The sequence below is a fragment of the Paraburkholderia sp. GAS348 genome (assembly GCF_050434205.1).
Classification (GTDB): Bacteria; Pseudomonadota; Gammaproteobacteria; order Burkholderiales; family Burkholderiaceae; genus Paraburkholderia.
In genome coordinates this window covers 1-15448 of the sequence record NZ_JBNPVT010000004.1, presented here as the reverse complement: position 1 = coordinate 15448, position 15448 = coordinate 1, and the positions used below count along the sequence as shown (strand labels likewise).

Sequence of the window (15448 nt, the reverse complement as noted above, 5' to 3'; positions counted from 1 at the left end):
TGTCTCGTATTTTGATAGGCTTTATTGTGGCAGAGGACGAGCATCCAACGACAGGAGGACTTCGCCATGCTGAGATGGATCTCGAACTGGGCTGTGCACAACGCACTCACCCCGGAGAAACAAGCCGAGAAAGCGTTGCGGGACCTGCGTCTGGAGCTTTTCCAGGCAGAGCAGCGCATCCTCGATGCGCAATTGCATGCGGATTACTACCGTGCACGTCTAGCCTTTTGCGAGGAGGTCATTAAGAACGGCATCGAGCAGGTAGTCGATCAGCGCAAAAGTCAACACGAAACCTCACTGGTGTCGAGGCCGGGACTCAAACTCACAGCAACTCAATAGCAAGTCAATCAGAGACATTCAGTCCGCACACTGCGTGCAGAACGTGAAAACGGCCGCACATAAGCGGCCGTACCGGTCGGAATGGCGAATGATGATCGCACCAAGATAATTCCGAGGAGAACGCCGGAATCAGCGGCCATGTCAGCAAACGTCAAACGAGCGCGGGTGATCACCGCCACTCTCAATCGGTAGACATTCAACGATGCCGATGAAGTCCGGGCCTTGTTCAGCGATCTCATCGGCAAGAAGGTGGACGACAGCTTTTTATTGATACCACCGTCGCCTTTGGCCGAAGTGCTCGCATCGATTGTAGGCTGGGGCCGACCAGGCGGTTGTCCCATGCCAACAAACATTGGATCTGCTTTGTTTGGCGCATGGCTGTCTAGACACGAAAGGCTCACCCGACGTTATCGCGACGTCTACAATCGTTCGACTTCCATAAGTGGCGCCCCCGCGCTGCGCAGATCGCCAACGATACGCCCGGCTTCTTTCCGACACCTCGCTTCGGGGCAGGTGCTTGCTAATAAACAATAATCAACCTATGTCGACATTCATCTGGAATCAATCGAAGACGGGCAAGGACGGTCATCTTGCAGCTATCAAGAACAAGTTAATCAACGCCCACATCATCTCGATGTGCTCTGGTCATTTAAAGTACGGTGGGATCAAAGCGCTTGCAGATGAACTGAAAAAAGCCGTCGATCGCGGAGCCCGCGTCATCTTTTATTCGAACGACAAACACACAGAACAGGACGCCGCCGATGGGCTAGCCAAACTCGGCGTTGAGCACATCATCGTAGATCACACGCAAACATATCTCCACACCAAGCTGTACTACTTTGAGGCGGCCGATCGGTACTCTGCAGTTGTGGGGTCCGCTAACATCACGGAGGCTGCGCTTACGTCGAATGAGGAGCTATCTTACGGTGTTGCCGGCATCAAGGGAGATGCTCAGCACCAGCAGCTCGTAGCGTATCTGGCGCGTTTAGACCGCAGATGTCGCCACTACCAGGCTCCGAGGATCGATAAAAGTGGAAACCCGATACCGCTTGTTTATCGATGATATCCGTGACCCCGTCGCACCCGATTGGGTAATCGCACGTACGTCTTTTGAGGCAATCACAGTTCTCGAAGCTCGCGGCTGTCCCTTCGAAATTTCCTTTGACCATGACCTGGGCGGTGATGACACTGCAATGGTTGTGGCCAAGAAGCTGGTATCGATGGACCTCGATGCTGGCGGCGGATTCATCCCTGCCGATTTCGCTTACTCAGTTCATAGCGCGAATCCCGTCGGCAAGGGCAACATCGAGGGATTGCTCGAGGCTTATCTGCGCCAGCGCGAGGTTTAAGTCGATCGGCCCGCGGCGTGCTGATCTCAGCGACGTTACGTTCCATTGCCTGTTTGCCTGAAGCACGTCGATCACAGGTCGTCGCCGATCGGCCATGAACCGTCGTTCGGCGAGGCCACTGACGGCAGTGTGGGACGTCCGTTAGCCCTCATAAAACGGCCCTTCCGCGCTCTTTAGTCGTTCGCGGGTACTACGTCCTTGTTGATGATTCGAGTTAGCGCGCACACGCCAGATATCCATTCGCGCTCAAGGAACCGAACCTCACCGGCCGACGCCCCTCCCCGGATCGCCACGCCGGCAAACCATACCGTGCTTAATTTTGTAGTACCCGAAAAAACCGGTGCTCCGCTTACTCCATCAAAGGATTCGATCTGGTCTCCATCTTTTCGCGTAAAACTTAGCTTTATTGCCTCGGCAGCGCGTCGTTAAGGTTGCCCTTCGGTGAGACGAGGGCCTTCAGCAATGTCCTGGACGTGGTAGAAGTTTTGCTGGGGCAGGTCGCCGTCGAAATTGGGGGCGCCGCAGTTCGGCATATCGTTGGGGTGGTGCCTGATAAGTCGCCGCTTGCGCATGCCTCGCAAATTCTCGTGAATGCGGTTTGCAACTGTAACGAGTAGTCTAGTGGAAGCGCTCTTATTGGCGTCGCTTGATCCGCCTGAGGATCGATCAGATGGCCGCCTTGGACGTTTACGAAATAGCGCGCGAAGATTGCGCTAATCTGCTGCGGGGATATCTGGTCAGTAGCCTTGATGCCTCGCGGTGGCGCGCCTAATGTTTGATTACGAGGGTACTGTGCAGCGGCGTGACATGCCATGCAAGACGACCTCCAATTGTCCGCTGGACCGTTAAGCCGCCCCTGGAAACCGGGAAAGGGTCTCTCCGACCAACCGGAACCACCTGCCTGCCAGACCTGCCCTGCGAGCGCAGAGTTGAGTTCTGACTGGTGTAGCGTGGCGAACTCGCTTAACTTCTCAGCCTGCGAACCTGGATCGTTGCCCCACATCAAACCAACTGGCACCAGGTTGTCGAAAAGGCCGTCACCCTTGGGGGGGCCGATCCAAACGAAAGTTCCGAATACCCATGAGGTATCTGCGGCCCTCGGGTCCCGAACAGCGACGTCGACCTGGAGTAGACGAAGTAGCGTCTTTTGTCCGGAAATCATAGCTTGGACAGTGGGCGCGCCGATTAAATACTTCACTTCGCCGATCGAGGCTGTCGTGAATAGAAATTTGAATGAGGCGGTTTGATCCTTGAACGTCCACCGAGCTCCACCAGGAATCATGGGGATCTTCGGATCGCACGGATCCCGGAACACTTCGCCCAGTGAGACTGCCCCTTCTGCGTTGTACCAGCCAATTGCAAGAGTTTGCAAACCGCCCGCGGAGTTTGGAGAGAGGTCGCCGGGATCAGGGCTACGCTCTGTCGTTAAGCCGAGCAGAGGCTCACGACCTGTACGACCGACATCCATCCAAGGTGTTATCCACCAAGGCGCCGTTGAGGGCATAGTAATCGAGTTATTTGTTACTTTAATTCCGGAGGCTCTTACTTCACTGAGAACCGCCTCAATGTAGCTAATCCAGTCCTCATTAAACGAAATACCGGGCTTTTGCCAAGCGTGGAGCGTCGAAGGAGCCGATGTCGGAAAATCGGTTCGCCACGGGAGTGTTATTATGCTTTGAGTCGAATCGAACGCGCTGCTACTTTTGTCTGGAAATCTTGAACACAGCCCTGCAAAAGCACTAACCGAAAACCACAAACAAGCGGCAAGAAGAATCGATCGCATAGCGACTCCCATTGTTCGAGACTTGTGGTTGGGTGATCTTGCTCCGGAGTCCAGTCTAGATGTCCGTACCACGCGTTGCAAGATTGAGTCGGCTGGGCGCGCCAACTGGCGCTCGCTCGACGGTCCTGTAGCCGCGGCCGAGCGGACGTTCTACCGTCCGAGTAAGTACGCCAATCAACGATGGCCGGAGCGGGTCGAAGTAACAGACGTTCCGAGATCGGCCGATAGCGTTGAAAAACTTGCTTAGCGGCGTTCGTGAGCTGCTCGGGGAAAAATCAACCTCTCAGATCGGCCTACAAGCCGCTCGCGAGCATCGGTTAAGGGTGAGGGCGGCCTCTGCCCCCCGGAATCCGTTGTCATTGAGTTTACTCAATTGCACATTGAAGCTGACGCTCGAACGTCTCTTCTGAACTCGATAACCCTTTCGCGACAGGAGTCGCGTGCCAGCGGTCTCACTGTATATGTGCGTTCCCGTACATATGGCACCGGACATCCTCGCAAGAAGTAGGACGGCGACCTATTCTCCCTGCTATTGCCAGTGTCCGGAGAAAACCGGCAAGACGTTCCGGACGGCAACCCAAAAACGAAGAAAGGTGGGACGCAACATGCGCAATGCCCTTCTGCTTGCGGGTTTCTTGATTGGCGTCCACTTCGCAGCGAGTTTATTCGTCCTCGACGATCAACATCCTTGCAGGGGAAAAGCAAAAAAGAGAATGAGAATCCGTATACATCATTCTCGATTCGCTTCACTTTCTTTTCTGGTTATCTACTTCCTTTTGAACGACTCTGCATTGGCGCAGACACCCGTCTACGGCAACCGCGGGCAGTGCAACGCGTCGCTTCCACGCATAAGACGAACGGTAACCGTCTCGGCGCAACAGCAAAATGCAGATATGTCGATCACCGCACAACTTGACTGTCAGCCCTATCCGATACATGTCCCAAGCTGCGCGATCATCTCCGAAAGCCAAACCGCACCGCATGTCTGCCCGTGCCCGGGTTGCGGCAATGTTCCCCCATCGCACATTGCAACCTATATGACGTTCTGGGATTTCCCTTAGACGTCTTTGGAGCAGGTAAGCAAACTCAGCCCGTTATCTCAAGGAGAATGCCATGAATCAAGCGCGAGAATATGTACAGTTCCGAGGTTCTGACCGTGTCCTCTACAGGATACCCGCTGCGGAACTAGTCAAGTTTGCTGTTGCTGCCGACGACGATCCCACGCCCGACCCGTCGCCAAGCCCGTCGCCCCAACCAGTTCGGCCAGGGTGCGCTTCAACGGAAGACACTGGCATGCAAGGATGCCCGGGTTAAATGTCGACCGCAACGATACGGGCCTACACAGGCCCATCACTGTTTAGCCCATTTCCGTGCGTTGCATTCAGCCTGCCACCAACTGCCGCTGCTTGCACTACTAGTTCGCGGCTAAACTTCAGGCAACACGATGGAAGAGATGTTTCGGACGACCATAACGCACGAGAGTTCGTTGCTAGCCTCACGACCGATTTTGTGCTTGGAACGGGGGTTCCGGCAGGGACAGGCGTTACGGAAGTGCTTGATGGAACATATGCGTGGTTCCAATGTCCGCCATGTCCGAGTATCAAAGTCGTGGGAGAGCGCCTAGCCACGGCTTACTGGAAAGGACCTGACAAAAGAGGAACCGGGTTCAACATAGAGCGTCACCTAGAGAAAAGGGCTTTCTCCGAGGCGTCAAAGTGGCGCTTATTGGCGCCATTAATTAATGAGGCTCGACGGCGGCACGTTTCTGTGCAAATGGATTTCCTTGGTAAATTGCCAAGCATCGTGTTCGGGGAAGGACAATGGAGAAGTTCATTAATCGGAAACGTATTCGAGATTGATGGGGCTACATCATTTTTGATTGGGGCAAACAAAAATATTGGAAGATCATTGCTGAATAAGATCGGAGTCCCATGCCCGCCTGCGATCGAAGTCAGTTCTCTCCAAGATGCCAAAAAATCGGCGGCCTTATTAGGCTACCCTGTAGCACTGAAACATCCGCTCGGCTCGAATAGTGAAAGCGTAGTTCATGGTATACGTGATTCGGCCACTCTCGCAACAGCATGGGGGCACCTCAGGCATCATTTTGGCAGGGGCACGCTTATTGTGGAGCGCATGTTTACCGGGGCATATTTCCGAGCCTTGGTCATCGACGGTGTATGTGTCCGCGTGTCATCGGGGCGCCCCGATGTCATTACAGGAAACGGTGTGAAAAAATTGAAGAACCTCGTACCAAAGGAGGTCACTGAATCAAAATGGAGGCGATTAAGGCTTGAAAATTTACTAATACCGCAAAATATCAGTCTCGACGACACTCCTGAAAGTGGGTTGGGTGTAGTAATTTCTCCGCCCACGACGAATTGGGTGGATTGCACAAATTTAATTCACTCACTCAATAGGGATTTTGTTGAGAGAATTGGATTATCCATGGGGCGATCCGTCTTGGGCGTTGATATTGTTTGCTCAGATATCGGGCGTCCGTTTTCTCAGGGAGAAGGAGTAATTGAGGTAAATGGAGGCGGCGGATTTTGGTTTCACAATGATCAAGAGCAAATCGCAAAGCTGCTACTAGATCGCCTTCCTGGCAGAATGTCGCGCTCCCGAACGCCGATCATGTGTGTATTGAGCGATACCCTTGGAAAATTCCGATTGGCGCAAGACAACGGCCGGATACGCGATGAAATATTGCTACCCGGAGTGGCAGGCGGGCTGCCGGTCGCATGGTTCGAAGTGAATGAGGAATTTGTTTTGCGGGAAGGCTTCCCGATGGCTCGAGTTGATGTTCTTGTAGTAAGCGCGAAAGTGAGCGCGCAGTTGGTGCGATCAGCATTATCAATTCTGACAGAACATGGATTGGTACTTACGCATCCAAATATTAAAATAAGCGAAGAACATGCATCATTAATTTGTGCAAAAAAAGCCCAAATAAGAGAGGGGACACTGCTTCAATCCAATGAACTTGATTGACAGCCGCATTTCAGATATGCGGCCGGATACATCGTCGGCGCTGAGCTTTGGGTCTGGTTCTTGCGGGAGTTGCGGCGCGACAAGAGTTCGCAACAGATGAACGAACATAGGCCAGTAATACCCGGACGTCTGTTCCTATGCGACGCAGAGGTTCGCTTCGGCTCGGGTTATGCCTTTTGCATGAGGCGCACGCCCGAGATAATCGTCGCGCTTGGTGGTGCGACGTAGTGCCGCCACCACCGGCCACTGGCCTAGACTTTCACGCGGACATTCGAACATCGGTTCCGCCAAGACAACGCACCTTCGTGCGGGGGGCATGTCAGTCGCGTCATCGGCTCAAGCAAGCGGTCGTATCGCCCTATACAACCCGCAGTCTTGAATGACCGCGTCGGACCAGCGCGAAAGACCGCAACTACCCATCCTGGCCGGGCGCAGGAAGACTTGGCGCGCCGCGTGTTATGCAAACGCGAGTCGCTCCTCGCGGGGTGTACTATGTAAGGTTCTTTCCTCAGACCGAAACGAAAGTAGAATGTTCACCTATAACTCGTTGAGGTGCCTATGGCGGCTATCAATCCGCAGTCGCAGTCCGGAATGGTTTCTCTGTCAATGTTCAACAATAAGGGGGGGGTCGGCAAGACGACATTGACCTGTAACCTCGCGTCACTGCTCTCGACGAAATATAACCAGCGCGTGCTGGTCGTCGACTGCGATCCCCAGTGCAATTCGACGCAGCTGATTATGGGAGAGGTCTACGCAACGTCGCTTTATTGGGACCATGCGGACACCAATGGAGTAACAACCGTAAAAGAGATTTTGCAGAAAATTGAGGATGGGGATTCTGACATCAATGAAAAGATAGTTCCTGTAAAATCAAGCCAAAATAGATTTCACGTCGATTTGATCCCCGGCCATCCCGCTCTTTCGATCATCGAGGATCGCTTGGGCGCAGCGTGGCATTCGTTGAAAGGCGGTGATCTCGGCGGCATTCGGCAGACTAATTGGAGTACTGCACTATGCCGAATCATTCAAAATCGTTACGACTTGGTATTCTTCGATCTTGGCCCAAGTCTCGGGGCGCTGAACCGAAGTATTCTGATTGGATGTGATCGCTTTGTAACTCCTATGGGAACGGACATATTTAGCATATTGGGAATTCGCAATATTGGCGAATGGCTGAGGTCGTGGACAGGCCTATACGAGAATGCTTTGACTCTATGCGAAAAAGCAACACCCAATCGCATCCAGAACTATCCAATTTCAACGTCGCTGTCCATAAAACATGGATTTTCAGGTTATACACTTCAGCAATATATTACAAAATCAAAGCAAGGTATTCGTCGTCCAACCAAGGCTTATGAGGAAATCATCAACAATGTGCCGGCGGAAGTTGAAAAATCGCTGGGACATTTTTGGGGCTCTAAAAACGAATTCGCAAACGCTAAACTTGGCGATATCCCGCATTTGTACAGCTTGATCCCGTTAGCGCAAACCGTCTCAGCGCCTATTATGTCGCTGAAATCCCAAGACGGACTTGTGGGCTCCCAGTTTCAGCAGCGCGACGAATACGTTTCAATATTGACACACCTCGCCGACAACCTGATGTCTAACGTTAACAACTCAGTGGTCGCCTAGCGTATGGACTGGGATAAATCATTTATAGAGGAACTCGCCGCGCGGCGCTGCATCGTTTTTATGGGATCAGGGGTATCTGCAGGTTGTCCGAGTGCTGACGAAACCAGATCCCCGCCAGATTGGGCTTCTTTGCTACGACTTTTACTTGGCGCCATGCCGCAAGGGAGCGATAGGGATTTTGCTTCGGATAACATCGAGAGCAAGCAATACCTTGAGGCTGCCGAGGTCATATGTTCGAGAATTAGCCCGGCGGACTTTGCGGCCATCATGCGAGCGGAGTTTGTAACACCAAGATATCAAGCGTCAAGTGCGCATAAATCAATCTTGAAGATTGATCCAAAGATCGTGGTTACCACAAACTACGATGATATCTATGAGAAGTATTGTGCAACGGGGGACGCTGCCGCGGGATACAATGTCTGTCGGTATTACGAAACGCATTTGATAAACGATCTTCGTTCGCCGGTTCGATCGATCATCAAAGCGCACGGATGTGTGACGGACCCGTCTAAAGCGGTGCTGACAAAGCACCAGTATTTTAAAGCGCGCCAGGAGTCACCAAATTTCTTTAAGATACTTGACGCTTTGTTTATAACGCACACTTTGCTGTTTATTGGGTACAGCCTTAGCGACCCTGACATTCAGCTCTTGCTAGAAAACACAAACATTACGGCTCCGAGCGCGCACCAACATTATGCAGTCGTTCGTCAGGGCACAATGCATGAGGCGTTAAAGTCGGCTGCGACGAAATCGTACAATCTTAGATTTGTAGAGTACGGAGGAGATGGTCATGCAGAACTGCTTGCCGGACTGGAGGACCTCGCCAATTTAGTGGTCGAAAAGCGCGAAGCAAACCCGACCGCAAATTGATCGCGGTAGGATTGGCGCGCACGGCGAGTCGGCGTGGGGCGGATGCGCTCCCGCCATGAGCTGTTTGCGGCACGAAGGTGGAGAAGTACGGACGGCCCGCGCGCCGATAGTGTGCTCGTGCCGTTAAGGAGCGGTCATTTCGACATTCCGCGCCGTCGATCCGTGACCGAACGAAGGTCGGCTTGGCCGATGACTTGCCGGGGCCACTCGACGGGACGAATGGCCGTTGCACTTTTGGAAGCGGCCGTTGCGCTGGTGCTGGGCCGAACGGCAGAAGTGGGTCGACCAGAGTCATTCGATTCGCCCGAGGCCCGGAGACCTGGAGGTCCTGAGTCCGTATCCAACCCACAACCTGAAGCGTTTTGGCGATTACAAGCTGCGCATGGACAGGCCGCTGGAAGGCTGGATCCGCGATGCGCTGTTTGGCCAGGCCGCCCGTCCTGCGGGACGGGACGGCCCAGTATCTCAGCCCGGATGATGCTAGGCTATGGCGAGTCCGCGGGGATGGTCAACACGCACGGGCATGGCCGTTGCGCGCTTCCCGCTTTAGTCAACTGAAAGAACAGGAGGGTGTATGAAAATTGGCATCATTGGCGCGGGGAATATAGGGAGGGTACTGGCGCTGCGCTGGGTCGAACATGGGCACGAGGTGCTTATCGGCAACTCGCGCGGGCCGGATACGCTCGCCGATGTCGCCCGCGAAACTGGCGCGAACCAGCCGAACTCGCGGATGTGGTCCGCAGTGCAGCGGTGATCGTGGTCACGATTCCCGAAAAGAAGGTGCTCGATCTGCCTGCGGGCCTGTTCGACGACGTGCCGGAAACCACGGTTGTAATCGATACTGGCAATTATTATCCCCGCGAGCGCGATGGCCGCATCGACGGGATCGAGTCCGGGATGATGGAAAGCGCGTGGGTCGCGCAGCAGATCGGCCGGCCGGTAATCAAGGTGTTCAACAACATCTACGCCGATCATTTGCGCAATCTCGGCAAGCCGGAAGGCACGCCGGGGCGGATTGCCCTGCCAGTCTCGGGCGATAGCGCCGACGCCAAGGCGGCAGTGATGCAACTCGTCAACGAAGTGGGTTTCGATGCCGTCGATAATGGCGGTATCGACGACTCCTGGCGTCACCAGCCCGGCACGCCAGTCTATACGAAGGACTTCGACAGGGAAGGCCTGAAGGCCGGCTTGCGGAAGGCGGAGCGAGCTCGTACTTCGCAGTGGACGGCCTCGGACAAGAGCCCCGGCAGTTTCGATCAGCCTGCATGAAGCCACGCGACGACGGACCTGTCGAAGTCCGTTGCCGCGTGCTGGAAAGACGCGGTCAGTACGAGAGGTCCGTTGTGCGCTCGAGAGCGGACCTTTGGCCAACACGGTCGCAATAGCGGCTATGGGTCGGTTTTCGTCCGCGGTGATCGGCGCAGACTGGCACTCCATTCACTTGAAAGGAGATTGTCATGGATGCGACTGCCGTTCTCAGCGCGGTGCGTGTACCTTGGAATAAAGGCAAGTTGACGGGGCAGAAGCCACCGCTGAAACTGAAAGAGATCTGGGCGATCCGGATCCGTCTGCAACTCGCGGCAAGAACGCGCGATCTTGCGATGTTCAATCTGGCCATCGACAGCAAGTTGCGAGCGTGCGATCTGACCAAGCTGCGGGTGCGTGATATCTGTCTTGGTCAGCGCGTTGCGTCACGGGCAACGGTGATGCAGCAGAAGACGCAACGGCCGGTTCAGTTCGAAATCACCGAGCTAACCCGAGATAGCGCAGAGGCCTGGATTAAGTTAGCGAGACTGACGCCATCCGATTTTCTGTTCCCGAGTCGCATTCACGCATCGCCGCATCTTTCGACGCGTCAATACGCCCGCCTGGTGCATCGCTGGATAGGGTCGATCGGGCTTGACGATACGGCATACGGGACGCACACCATGCGGCGAACGAAAGCGTCGCTAATTTACCGTCGCACGAAAAACTTGCGAGCGGTACAGCTGCTACTTGGCCACACGAAATTGGAAAGTACGGTGCGATATCTCGGCATCGAGGTCGACGATGCGCTCGAAATGGCGGAACAGACGGAGGCTTGAATCACCGTCGGCCGGACAGTAAGGGGACACTGTCCGGCCATGAACGGTCTGTCATCCACGCCATCGCTCGGTCACTCATGCGTCGGACCCGCCCCAGTAACCGGCCGTTCCACTGACAATCCAACAGGACTAGCGTGTCGACGTCCGCTTGAATGTGCGCCCTCGCACAATCGCTTCGCAAACTTCATCCGGGAATCTCCTTACCGACTCTCCCTGCGCTGCCTTCTATCTTCAAGATGCGGTTGGGGAATCTAGCGGAAAGGAGAATGTATGTCACGTCCAAAACTACCTCGGCACGCGCGACGCGCACTGCATCGTCGGCAGTCAAACGCACGCATGTGGCTCACCATAGGCATTTCGCTCACCGGGCTGTCCTTTGCACATGCGACTCCCGAGGCCGGCACCCTTCCACAAGGCGGCACTGACGTGACTGGCACGGGTTCAATAGCGGGCCAGGGGAACGGGCTTGTGATTACCCAACCGGGCTCCACGCGCATCCGGGCGACGGGCACGCCAAATCGCGACGGCCATGTGTGGCTCGTCGCCGACAGCGGGCGGGTCGAGCAGTCGGGCGTGATCACGGTCACCAACGCGGACGGCAGCGGCGGAACGGTCGACACCTACGCGGCACAACTGGCGTTGGGCGCCACGGCAGCCGTGCATGCGGGCGAATGGAATCTGTCGACGCCCGCCTTCACGATCGACCAATCCGCTGCACGCGCACTGTGCGCCATCCTGAATTCAGGCACTTCCGTCCAGGTGACCACGACAGGCGCGACAGGCGCGACGGGAGACATCGACGTCGCATCGAACCTGAACTGGAGCGGTCCCGCTTCGCTGACGCTCGCCGCCTACCGCGACGTGTCGATCGGGAGCGGCGTGACGATCGCGAACCAGGGCGCGGGCAATCTCAGCTTGCGCGCCGACGGAACCGGCATCAACAACGGCGGCAGCGTCACCAACAACGGCATGCTCGACTGGTCGAAGAGCACCGGTGCGCTGAGTGCTTTCTACGACATGAACGGCACATACGTTGCCGGTACCCAACTGAGCAACCCGGCATGGATGCCCTCCGCATTCAGCGGCCTCGTTACACAGATCACCGCGTACAGGCTTGTGAACTCCTTGACCGATCTGACGAACGTCGCCAACGATCTCACCGGTAACTACGCGCTCGGCAGGAACATCGATGCGAGCGCGACGAGCAACAGCCCCTTCGCTCCAATCGGCAACATCGACACACCGTTCACGGGGCAGTTCGACGGACAAGGCAATACGATCACCTCGCTCACGCTGGGCGGGTTGTTGGCTTACGGGGGCGGACAGCCACTGGTGGGCATGTTCGGTGTGATCGGTACCCATGGTGTCGTACGCAAGCTCGACATTTCGGGCACGGCGAACTCGGCTAACGTGAGCGGGCTTGTAGGGTTCCCGAGCTTCGATATGGGCCTACTCGCCGGCCTGAACAACGGTACTGTCCTGCGCGTGAGCACGGCCGGCACGGTGGCGACCCTAAATCCCAACGCGGGGCTTCCGGTCGACTTTTCGTCAGCCGGTGGGCTCGTGGGCGTCGACGCCGGCTCGATCCTGCGTTCTTCGAGCAGCGCCGCCGTGAGCTCGGGGAATGTGCTCGGTGGTCTGGCGGGCGAGAATAGCGGCCTGATCAGCCAGTCGTTCGCCACCGGTCCTGTCGTATCGTCGGGTTATTACGCTAAGGGCGGTGGCGGCCTCGTCGGCTCTAACAGTGGCACGATCAGCCAGTCTTATGCAACCGGCTCTACAACGTTTCCGGGCTGCCGCCCCACCGCTACGCAATGCGGCGGGGCCGCCCTCGTCGTCGATAACTCAGGAACAATCACCCAGTCATTCGCAACCGGTCCGGTGAACCAGCCGTTGTATGGACCGATCGGCATCGCGCGGTCCAATGCAGGCACGGTTGCGAACGATGTGTACTGGAACACCAACACCACGGGCGCCACAATCAGCGTCGTATACGGTACGCCGATTCCCACGGCGAACGGGCTGACCACCGCCCAGATGAGCACGCCGACATCGTTCGTAGGGTATGACTTCAGCCCGACCGGGGTGTGGGCGATGCCTGCTGGCGCGACGCATCCGGTGCTGCGCTGGCAACTGGCGCAATGACACACGCGGAGTCAGTCAGTAGGGCTGTTAGCGAGCTTTCGACGCGGGATGATCTTGCCCATGAATTTGCCAAGGCACGCGTCCGCAAAGGCCGCGGACACGCCAACGATTTCGCCTCACGAATGTCCGCTGTGCTCGGAGACGAGCCGCGCAGGTCGCACCCGGCCGACTGGCTGAATCGGGTCGGTTCGGCCGACCGCATCGGGCGGCAGTCGGCCACAAACCGCCATTCACATGCGCCGTCGGTCGGACGTTCAGGCGTCGGCTCCGCCCCGTAACCGGCCATCCGATTGTCGAAGACAAACGCTCCTTCATCGACCTAAACCGACGTTCGCCCCCTGACGGATTGGCGCTCAACGAACGCCGTACAAGGACGCCCCCGGCTCGCCCATTTGTGTGCCTCACGATTTGCGGTCGTTCGGTAAGTTAATGTGTGTGGTGACCATAGGGTATACGGCGCCTCGATTGAGACGTAGCTCGTACGGACGAGAGGCGATTGGCGTAAATGCCTGCCGTGCGCCGAGTGGTTCATACAGGCGCTGGTCCATCACGGGCACCATATTCAGCACATGGTGTGAAACGCCGTCTGGAGTGCGAGTGACCCTGATCTCGGCCCCTGCCGTGCAATGCCCGTACCGCAATAGAAGCTGGCGCACCGAATCGTCGATCGAGCAAGCGAATAGCCGGTCACTGGACATGATTATGGTCCGTCGATTGATCTCGTCGACTTCCGCAGGCGTCGCTTCGCGGGCACGTTGCCCTTTGCCTCGTCCGTTGTTGGATAGGACGAGTGCCAGCTCGCTCGACAGGGGCAGCGTTGTCACTGTGTCGGGATCGGCTAGACCGCCTCGTGGATCCGATTCTTCTGGGCGGGCGTCGGCGTTGAACTGGGCTACAGGCTGGTCGCCAGTTATAAACTGCTTTCCGGTGGGAGCGCGCAGCAATTCGGCTTGGCAACGTCCGATTATCCGGAGTATGTCCTCATCGAACGCGAGCGCAAACATATGCTGCATGACGTGCCAGTTGCCGACGTCGATTCTGAGGTTCTCGAAAGATAGCGCTTCCTGTACCTCTAGCGGCTTCGGAGGGAGTCCGCCGTGCTTCTCTAGCAAGAGACCGACCGAGCGAACATTCTCCCGGATGGAGTCTTCGACCATATCTTTCGTTGCCGGTACCCGGGCCATGAGCATCGAAGTGAGGCGGTCCATTGACACACGAGTGCCGCGCGTGAACGCTTCATCGTGCAAGACGCTGTCGAGCGCCGGCGCGATGAGGCCTTCTACCTTCGAGACAAACTTTTCGAGCGCTTCGGGATCCGTACAGCCGTTGAAGTCCAGCTTATGAAAGTCGCGTATCGCGGCCGTGTCCAAGATGCTTGCGCCGAATGACTTACCGGTGCACTTCTCGATCTGGTAAAGATGCGTTCCCTTCTCAGAGAAGCCCCGTAGATAGAACTGCGGCAGATAATGATGCTTCCGTGGTCTGGGCTGTTTCACGACGTATCGTGCTCCATTTTCGGCAAGTGCGTCGAGGCTATCTGGCAGGTAAGGGCGCCGCCACAAGTTTATGCGATTTTCTAACGCTCTAACTATCGGTTTTCACTTATGATTTCCCGAAAAACTCGGGGGCGCTATGTCGGGGCGTGAGACGAACAAGCACTGGTTGGACTATGTGGCGGCCTGGGTTGCGTTATGTGCGGCTATCGGCTCGCTGTTGGGCGCGGGGGCGTCCTGGTATCAGTTCAAGGCATCCAGAGATCAACTGCAGTCCATGAAGTTTGATCAGCGCCCTTGGGTTTCACTGGAAATGGAACCGGAAGGGCCACTTGTCCGTGACGAGAACAACGGATTGGCATACACGTTTAGGTATAGCCTAAACAACGTGGGCCGATCGCCGGCTTTCAATGTCATGTTCACAGCCACGATGATGCCGCTAGCCGATCCGAAAGAAACGCCGCCAGCTTCCGGCGGCTTTTCTTATCCTGAACCGCTTGAGGCCCTACGGCGTGCCATAGCTCAAACGTGCCAAGAGAACGACGTTGCGCGCGCACAGGGAATGGGCGAGGTAATGTTCCCGAACGCTGCTCAAAATCTACGATGGAAGGCCCACAGTCCGGGGCCTGCCAAAGGTTTTGTTCCAGGATTTGCCGTAGTGGCGTGCGTCGCATGTGATGGTCTAATTTCCTCGGACAGGTCGATAGGAGGACAATCCGGAATCGACGAGGAAAAAGAGCAAGATGACAAGAAGGCGCCGACAATTTG

Annotated in this window: 12 protein-coding genes and 1 pseudogene; 12 read left to right on the top strand and 1 reads right to left on the bottom strand. The window is 56.1% G+C overall.

Features of this window, described 5'->3' with window-relative positions:
• Positions 1–66 precede the first annotated feature (66 nt).
• From P3T22_RS08020 to P3T22_RS07970, 11 genes and pseudogenes are all read left to right on the top strand, one after another.
• Positions 67–339 carry a hypothetical protein gene (locus P3T22_RS08020; protein ID WP_429324712.1) on the top strand — a complete coding sequence of 91 codons (273 nt, stop codon included), beginning with the start codon at positions 67–69 and terminating at the stop codon, positions 337–339.
• Positions 340–420: 81 nt separating this feature from the next.
• Positions 421–618, top strand: a pseudogene (locus P3T22_RS08015) (sugar O-acetyltransferase); the annotation flags it as partial.
• A gap of 262 nt (positions 619–880) precedes the next feature.
• On the top strand, positions 881–1402 hold the full coding sequence (locus P3T22_RS08010; RefSeq protein ID WP_429324711.1) for a phospholipase D-like domain-containing protein: 522 nt from the start codon (positions 881–883) through the stop codon (positions 1400–1402).
• Positions 1389–1688, top strand: a complete 300-nt coding sequence (locus P3T22_RS08005; protein ID WP_429324710.1) for a cyclic-phosphate processing receiver domain-containing protein — start codon at positions 1389–1391, stop codon at positions 1686–1688. The genes P3T22_RS08010 and P3T22_RS08005 overlap by 14 nt, the downstream gene beginning before the upstream one ends.
• Positions 1689–5238: 3550 nt before the next feature.
• On the top strand, positions 5239–6456 hold the full coding sequence (locus P3T22_RS08000) for a hypothetical protein (RefSeq protein WP_429324709.1): 1218 nt from the start codon (positions 5239–5241) through the stop codon (positions 6454–6456).
• 558 nt (positions 6457–7014) lie between these two features.
• On the top strand, positions 7015–8088 hold the full coding sequence (locus tag P3T22_RS07995; RefSeq protein WP_429324708.1) for a ParA family protein: 1074 nt from the start codon (positions 7015–7017) through the stop codon (positions 8086–8088).
• A gap of 3 nt (positions 8089–8091) precedes the next feature.
• Positions 8092–8958 (top strand): SIR2 family protein, encoded by an 867-nt coding sequence (locus tag P3T22_RS07990; protein WP_429324707.1) that lies wholly within the window; start codon positions 8092–8094, stop codon positions 8956–8958.
• A gap of 574 nt (positions 8959–9532) precedes the next feature.
• Entirely contained in the window at positions 9533–9712 is a 180-nt protein-coding gene (locus P3T22_RS07985; RefSeq protein WP_429324706.1) for an NAD(P)-binding domain-containing protein, read from the top strand.
• Between the two features lie 2 nt (positions 9713–9714).
• On the top strand, positions 9715–10227 hold the full coding sequence (locus tag P3T22_RS07980) for an NADPH-dependent F420 reductase (protein ID WP_429324705.1): 513 nt from the start codon (positions 9715–9717) through the stop codon (positions 10225–10227).
• 188 nt (positions 10228–10415) lie between these two features.
• Positions 10416–11042: a tyrosine-type recombinase/integrase gene (locus P3T22_RS07975; protein WP_429324704.1), complete on the top strand. Its 627-nt coding sequence runs from the start codon at positions 10416–10418 to the stop codon at positions 11040–11042.
• A gap of 336 nt (positions 11043–11378) precedes the next feature.
• Complete coding sequence (locus P3T22_RS07970; RefSeq protein ID WP_429324703.1) at positions 11379–13187, top strand: filamentous hemagglutinin; 1809 nt, start codon at positions 11379–11381, stop codon at positions 13185–13187.
• Positions 13188–13588: 401 nt separating this feature from the next.
• Here the strand turns inward: P3T22_RS07970 and P3T22_RS07965 are convergent, their stop codons facing one another.
• Positions 13589–14683, bottom strand: a complete 1095-nt coding sequence (locus tag P3T22_RS07965) for a DUF4238 domain-containing protein (protein WP_429324702.1) — start codon at positions 14681–14683, stop codon at positions 13589–13591.
• Positions 14684–14849: 166 nt separating this feature from the next.
• Between P3T22_RS07965 and P3T22_RS07960 the strand changes: the two genes are divergently transcribed.
• Positions 14850–15448, top strand: a 599-nt coding sequence (locus P3T22_RS07960) for a hypothetical protein (protein WP_429324701.1), incomplete at its 3' end; no start/stop codon positions are given.